Annotated in this window: 4 protein-coding genes; 3 read left to right on the plus strand and 1 reads right to left on the minus strand. The window is 68.8% G+C overall.

The genetic code is table 11. The features are described 5' to 3' along the window. Positions 1-236 (plus strand): Hpt domain-containing protein (locus ABDW35_RS32595; RefSeq protein ID WP_343718009.1); only part of this gene is annotated, 236 nt, incomplete at its 5' end. Here ABDW35_RS32595 and ABDW35_RS32600 read toward each other — a convergent pair. Then, the gene (locus tag ABDW35_RS32600; protein ID WP_343718010.1) at positions 200-952 is read right to left on the minus strand and encodes a response regulator; all 753 of its coding nucleotides are present in this window, start codon (positions 950-952) and stop codon (positions 200-202) included. The two genes, ABDW35_RS32595 and ABDW35_RS32600, sit on opposite strands and share 37 nt — an antisense overlap. Positions 953-1,205: 253 nt before the next feature. Between ABDW35_RS32600 and ABDW35_RS32605 the strand changes: the two genes are divergently transcribed. Beyond that, positions 1,206-2,780, plus strand: coding sequence for an NAD(P)/FAD-dependent oxidoreductase (locus ABDW35_RS32605; RefSeq protein ID WP_343718011.1), 1,575 nt, complete (start codon positions 1,206-1,208; stop codon positions 2,778-2,780). A gap of 51 nt (positions 2,781-2,831) precedes the next feature. Continuing rightward, positions 2,832-4,439, plus strand: coding sequence for an FAD-dependent oxidoreductase (locus ABDW35_RS32610; protein WP_343718012.1), 1,608 nt, complete (start codon positions 2,832-2,834; stop codon positions 4,437-4,439). The last annotated feature ends 179 nt before the right edge of the window (positions 4,440-4,618 follow it).

The following is a 4,618-nucleotide window of genomic DNA, read 5'->3' on the forward strand; positions in this document are numbered from 1 at the left end:
TGGCCCGGCTGGCGCACCGCCTCAGCAGCTCCGCCGGCGCGCTGGGGCTGATCCGCCTGGCCCGCCAGGCCAGCGCGATCGAGGCCGGCGCCAATGCCGACATGCCGATCGACGGGCTGGCGGAGATGGCCGCCGCGCTGGCGCCGCTGCGCCGGTGCTCGATCGAGGCCCTGATGGCGGAGATCCGGCGGCCGGCGGCTCAGCCGCGGGCGTCGGTGCGGACGCCCAGCTTGTAGCCGACCCCGGTCACGGTGACGATCACCGGCGGCCCGCCGGCGGGGGCCTGCAGCTTGCGGCGGAGCCGGGCAACCAGCGCGTCGACCGTGCGGTCGCCGACCTCCGTGTCGCGGTTGCTGACCACCTCGACCAGGTAGTCGCGGCTGAGCGGCCGGCCATTGGCCTGCACCAGCGCCGCCAGCAGGTCGAACTCGCCCCGGGTCACGCGCACCGGCGTGCCGTCCCGGGTCGTCAGCTCGCGCCGCGTCTGGTCCAGCAGCCAGGATTCGAAGGTGATGACGGTGTTGCTGTGGCGGGCGGCATCGCGCTCCAGCCCGCGGCGGCGCAGCAGCGCCCGCGACCGGGCCAGCAGCTCGCGCAGCTTCACCGGCTTGGTGACATAGTCGTCGCCGGCCAGTTCAAGCCCGACGACGCGGTCGACCTCGCTGTCCTTCTGGGTGACGAAGATGATGCCGACGGCGCTGGTGGACCGGATCTCGCGCGCCAGCTCGAAGCCGTCGCCGTCCGGCAGCTGGATGTCGATGAACAGCAGGTCGGCCGGGGCCCGCTTCAGGGCGCGGCGGCATTCGGCGCCGGTCGCCGCCTCCTCGACATCGAACCCCTCATCGGCGAAGTAGCGCGCGATCATCGAGCGGGTGACCGGGTCGTCCTCCACCACGATCAGGCGATCCCGTCTGCCGGCGCCGCCCGGTCCGTCCGTCGTGCGAATATTCATCAAGAACCCTGCCCTGCGCCGCAGCCGTTCCTTGTCGAGGCGCCACCCGGATGAATGCGAACGGCCGTTCAAATCTGGTTTACATCCCGCGCCGCACAAGATGCTACACGAAGTCAGAGGATTCGGCATCCGATGGTGTCACCGTGGCAGGAAACAGCCATGGGGCGGAGCAGGATTCAATAGCTTTTTCCTAAAATCCTTTTGAACGGGACGGATTCGGTCCGACCCCTATCCGACCGGCCAGGAGGCGAACATGTCCGACCAGCAGGCGACCTACCCGCATGTCCCGATCGGCGAGATGCTGCAGCGGATCCGCCGGGACAACGCCGGACACGGCACCAAGCACGTCGTCATCCTGGGCGCCGGCATCGCCGGGCTGGTGGCGGCCTTTGAGCTGCAGCAGCTCGGCCACGCGGTCACCATCCTGGAGGGCAGCGAGCGCATCGGCGGCCGGATCCTGACCCACCATTTCAAGGACGGCAGCTACAACGAGCTGGGGGCGATGCGCGTCCCGGCCACGCATGACTACACCCACCACTACATCGACCAGGCCGGGCTGACGGGGAAGCTGATCCCGTTCGTCAACAGCGTCGACCAGAACTTCCTCGACATCCACGAGGTGGTCTGCCGGGTGAGCGAGAGCCGCAGCCGGATCTATCCGCGCTACGGCCTGCCGGAGACTCCGCCCTCCTCCCACGGCGCCTATCCGCAGGATCCGGGCGGCGCCATCTTCGGTTGGGTGCTGGAGAACGCCATCGCGCCGCTGACGCCGTTCGAGCTGGACAGCCTGTTCAAGGGCGAGATGACCACCGACCGGCTGCGCTATCTCGACAGCCTGTCGCTCGGCGCCTTCCTCGATACGGTGCTGCCGGCGCAGGTCAAGCAGCTGGTCGGCGCCTATACCAGCCTCGCCGTCTGGTTCGAGAAGGCGGTGACGATGTTCATCCGCGACACCATCGTCGGCACCGGCAACAACCTGACCACGCTGCACGGCGGCATGAGCCAGTTGCCCGACACGCTGGGCGGGATGCTGAAGCCGGGCACCGTGCTGTTGCAGCACGAGGTCACGCGCATCCGCATCGCCTCCGAGACCAGCGTCGAGATCGGCTATGTCGGGCCGGAAGGACCACAGACGCTGGCCGCGGATTATGTGCTGTGCACCCTGCCCTTTGGCGTGATGCGCCGGATGGCGCTGGACGGGTTCAGCTACGCCAAGCGCCTGTCGATCAGCCAGATGGCCTACGCCGCGTCGAGCAAGGTCATCCTCGACTGCCGCGAGCGCTTCTGGGAGTCCCGCTACGGCATCTATGGCGGCGGCTCGATCTCCGACGGGCTGCAGCGCCAGACCTACTATCCGATGGACCATCTGAAGGTCGAGCGCGGCCCGCTACCGCCGCGGCCCTGGTCGAACCCGCACACCGGCCCGGCGCATGACGAGCGCACCGGCCCGGCGCCGAACGCCGATGCCTCGATGCCGGGCGCGCTGCTCGGCGCCTATTGCTGGGGGTCGGACGCGCTGCGCCTGGGGCTGATGGAGCCGGCGGCGCAGGTCGAGGCGGTGCGCCGCGGCATCGCCCGCTTCCATCCGGAGATCATGGACGACAACCTGGTGGTCGATTCTGCATCGATCTGCTGGCAGTCGCACAAATGGTCGGCGGGGGCCTTCGCCTTCCTGCTGCCCGGGCAGCTCGGCACCATCTTCCTCGACGGCAAGAAGCCGGAGGGCCGGGTGTTCTTCGCCGGCGAGCACTGCTCGCTGGACCAGGCCTGGATCCAGGGATCGCTGATCGCCTCGCTCGAGGCGGTCGACCAGATCGTGAGCATCTGACGCGGCCGCCATCGCGGCCGGGCAACCATCCTTGCAGACGGAGGGATGATCATGGGTGCGGAACCCGAGGGCGTCATCGACTGTGCCATCATCGGCGGCGGCATGGGCGGCGTATACAGCGGCTGGCGGCTGGCCACCGCGCCGGATTCGAAGATTCCGGCGGCCGGCATCCACCTGTTCGAGATGAGCGACCGGATCGGCGGCCGCCTCGACACGGTGCGCCTGCCCGGCATGCCGCATGTGCCGGCCGAGCTGGGCGGCATGCGGATCATGACCTCGCAGCTGCTGGTCATGGGGCTGGTGCAGCAGCTGGGCTTCGAGACCGTCAAGTTCCCGATGGGCGGGCCGGAGAACCTGGCCTATCTGCGCGCCCACCGCTTCCCGGTCCGCGACTACGCCGATCCCGACACGGTGCCATACTGGCTGACCGAACAGGAAAAGGGCAAGTCGCCGTCGGCGCTGGTGGTGCAGGCGATCGAGACCATCATCCCCGGCGCCACCAAGATGAGCAGCGCGGAGCTGCGCGAAGCCTGCGCCAAGGCCACGCTGAACGGCTTCCCGCTGCGCAATCACGGCTTCTGGCAGGTGCTGCTGAACCTGCTGAGCGTCGAGGCCTACAACCTCGCCCTCGCCGGCGGCGGCTTCAACACGGTGCTGACCAACTGGAACGCCGCCGAGGCCATCCCCTGGTACATGGAGGACTGGTCGATCCCGGCGACGCAGACGCCCTATGTCCATCTGCCCGAGGGCTACGAGGCCCTGCCCCGGCGCCTGTGCGACGAGTTCGAGGCCGCCGGTGGCCGCGTCCATCTGCGGCGCGAGTTGATCGCCTTCAGCCGGCGCGAGGACGGGCTGTACGCCCTGACCATGCATGACCATGGCCTTGGCGATGACCATGTCCTCCTCGCCCGCCGACTGATCCTGGCGATGCCGCGCCGGTCGCTGGACCGCATCGCCGAGCATCCGCTGGACCGGGCGGGCCCCAGCGAGTTCTTCGCCAAGCCCGGCGTGGCCGAGCTGCTGGCCACCGTCACCGGCCACGCCCTGTACAAATTTGCCCTCGGCTATCCGGAGCCCTGGTGGCACCAGCTGGGCCTGACCTCGGGCGATTCCGTCACCGATCTGCCGCTGCGCCAGATCTACTATTTCGAGACCGAGGGCGAGATGCCCGGCGGCGACCCGCGCAACACCAACTCGCTGCTGGTCGCGGCCTATACCGACGGCATCTCGGTCGATTACTGGGAGGGCGTGCGGCACAGCGGGCCCCGCTTCGAGGGCCGCGCCAACCCCTTCGTCGAAGGCCTGCCGCGGCTGCCCGACATCTACGACGTCAGCGCGCTGATGGTGGCCGAGGCGCACCGCCAGCTGAAGGAGGTGCATGGGGTGACCGACGCGCCGGAGCCCTATGTCGCCGCGTTCCGCGACTGGGGCGACGACCCCTATGGCGGCGGCTGGCATTCCTGGAATATCGGCGTCGACACCGCGGCGGTCATGCCATGCATCGTCAAGCCGGTGGCCGACGAGGAGGTCTACATCTGCGGCGAGTCCTATTCGACCTATCAGGGCTGGGTCGAGGGTGCGCTGCAGACCGCCGAGATGATGCTGACCGCGCATTTCGGCCTGGCCGCTCCCGATGCCAGCCTGGCCTCCGCCGCCTGAATACCCGACTCCCGCCGCCAAGAGACCCCGACCATGCTACAGCAGAGCACGACCTACTACCGCACAGTGACCGACCGGACGGTGTCGCAGCTGCTGCTGGACTACCTGAAGCTGGAGAATGTCCGCTACCTGTTCGGCATCCCCGGCGGCGGCATCATGTACCTCCTCAACGAGCTGCG

Origin of the sequence: Inquilinus sp. (assembly GCF_039594555.1) — a bacterium.
GTDB lineage: Bacteria > Pseudomonadota > Alphaproteobacteria > DSM-16000 > Inquilinaceae > Inquilinus.